The organism is Sporosarcina luteola (assembly GCF_023715585.1).
GTDB classification, from domain to species: Bacteria; Bacillota; Bacilli; order Bacillales_A; family Planococcaceae; genus Sporosarcina; species Sporosarcina luteola_D.
The window spans coordinates 1-1145 of the sequence record NZ_JAMBOK010000010.1; the positions used below are offsets into that span (position 1 = coordinate 1).

Below are 1145 nucleotides of genomic sequence, written 5' to 3' on the forward strand. Positions count from 1 at the left end.
GACACGTGCAGCTGACGGATACTAATCGATCGAGGACTTAACCTTAAGTTACTTAAGTACGGTTGAACTTGAAGTTCAGCAACAATGTTGGTTTTATCCGGTTTTGAACGAACAAGCATCGTTCATAGTACTTTTATTAAAAAAGTACTTGTAAATCTATAGAGAATTGGTATAATGATTAATGTCCTTGAAAAGGATGTTACAAGTCTGGTGACGACGGCGAAGAGGTCACACCCGTTCCCATACCGAACACGGAAGTTAAGCTCTTCAGCGCCGATGGTAGTAGGGGGCTTCCCCCTGTGAGAGTAGGACGTCGCCGGGCTTGTCAATTCCCTATAGGAATTACAATTGGAGGATTAGCTCAGCTGGGAGAGCACCTGCCTTACAAGCAGGGGGTCGGCGGTTCGAACCCGTCATCCTCCACCATATTATTTTAATATAACTCTTATGTGCCGGTGTAGCTCAGTTGGTAGAGCAACTGACTTGTAATCAGTAGGTCGTGGGTTCGACTCCTATCGCCGGCACCATTTTTTTCGAGCCATTAGCTCAGTCGGTAGAGCATCTGACTTTTAATCAGAGGGTCGCAGGTTCGAATCCTGCATGGCTCACCATTTTTACTGCTTGTTTTTGATTTTAATATGCGGGTGTGGTGGAACTGGCAGACACGCTAGACTTAGGATCTAGTGCCGCAAGGCGTGGGGGTTCGACTCCCTTCACCCGCACTTTTTTTCGCGGAAGTAGTTCAGTGGTAGAATACGACCTTGCCAAGGTCGGGGTCGCGGGTTCGAATCCCGTCTTCCGCTCCATTTACTTGCGCCGGGGTGGCGGAACTGGCAGACGCACAGGACTTAAAATCCTGCGGTAGGTGACTACCGTACCGGTTCGATTCCGGTTCTCGGCACCAATACTGTGTCTCATTTAAATGAATATGCGCCCGTAGCTCAATTGGATAGAGCGTCTGACTACGGATCAGAAGGTTGTGGATTCGACTTCTGCCGGGCGCGCCATTAACTTTATAAATATCGGGAAGTAGCTCAGCTTGGTAGAGCACTTGGTTTGGGACCAAGGGGTCGCAGGTTCGAATCCTGTCTTCCCGACCACTTCTTATGGGGCCTTAGCTCAGCTGGGAGAGCGCCTGCCTTGCA

At 49.3% G+C, this 1145-nt stretch carries 8 tRNA genes and 1 rRNA gene; all 9 read left to right on the top strand.

The features are described from left to right. The first annotated feature begins 206 nt into the window (after positions 1–206). The 9 genes from rrf to M3193_RS16520 all read left to right on the top strand — a co-directional run bounded on the left by rrf (position 207) and on the right by M3193_RS16520 (position 1100). Positions 207–322 (top strand): 5S ribosomal RNA (gene rrf / locus M3193_RS16480). 28 nt (positions 323–350) lie between these two features. Further along, positions 351–426, top strand: a tRNA-Val gene (locus M3193_RS16485). A 25-nt stretch (positions 427–451) separates the two neighbouring features. Continuing rightward, positions 452–527, top strand: a tRNA-Thr gene (locus M3193_RS16490). Positions 528–535: 8 nt separating this feature from the next. Then, a tRNA-Lys gene (locus M3193_RS16495) sits at positions 536–611 on the top strand. Positions 612–640: 29 nt separating this feature from the next. Then, positions 641–722 (top strand) — tRNA-Leu (locus tag M3193_RS16500). Between the two features lie 9 nt (positions 723–731). Then, positions 732–806 (top strand) — tRNA-Gly (locus tag M3193_RS16505). A gap of 9 nt (positions 807–815) precedes the next feature. Beyond that, a tRNA-Leu gene (locus M3193_RS16510) sits at positions 816–904 on the top strand. A 26-nt stretch (positions 905–930) separates the two neighbouring features. Then, positions 931–1007: transfer RNA gene (locus M3193_RS16515), tRNA-Arg, on the top strand. A 16-nt stretch (positions 1008–1023) separates the two neighbouring features. Further along, a tRNA-Pro gene (locus M3193_RS16520) sits at positions 1024–1100 on the top strand. Positions 1101–1145: the final 45 nt, after the last annotated feature.